Raw genomic sequence first — 569 nt, 5'->3', positions numbered from 1 at the left:
AACGTCTTTGATGCCTTAACAAGTCATCGTCCATACAGACAAGCTTGGTCTGTTCCTTTCGCCCTTCTCGAGCTGGAAAAAATGGTCGTGAGCGGCAAGCTTGATAAACACTGTGTCAATGCCCTTCGTTATCATCAAGAGTACTTAAAACAAGTGATTGATACCCACCCAGAAATTGACCCGAAGGATAGAATCAACTGAACAGAAATAAACGCTACTCGGAGTTAGGAGTGTCAAAATAAGAAAGTGAATCCAGCGCGCAACTTTAACGTTTAGTAACCACAATCTTCTTTTACCTAATCATTTCATCATGCTAGAGTTAACAAAGCGTTAACATAAAAACGATAATACTTTTGCCACTAACATGGAGTTAGAGAATGATTCAGCCTAACGAGTTAAGCAAAGCAACTTGTGCTCTCCCACCACCGAATGAAATGATCTTGAAATGGGCAGCGGAGCGCCCCAATCAAGTTTATTTAAGACAAATTATTGACCGACAATTTGTTGAATACACCTATGCAGAGGTTGCCGACAAAGCACTCAAACTCGTCTCTGCACTGCAAGGATTA

2 pseudogenes are annotated in these 569 nt (G+C 41.1%); both read left to right on the top strand.

From position 1 onward, the window contains the following. A pseudogene (locus GMA8713_RS26345) lies at positions 1 to 201 on the top strand (phosphohydrolase); the annotation flags it as partial. A 176-nt stretch (positions 202 to 377) separates the two neighbouring features. Further along, positions 378 to 569: pseudogene (locus GMA8713_RS26340) on the top strand (AMP-binding protein); the annotation flags it as partial.

The organism is Grimontia marina, from assembly GCF_900060185.1.
GTDB lineage: Bacteria > Pseudomonadota > Gammaproteobacteria > Enterobacterales > Vibrionaceae > Enterovibrio > Enterovibrio marinus.
Note: the sequence above shows the minus strand (reverse complement) of the source record. Positions and strands in the feature narration are given on the sequence as shown.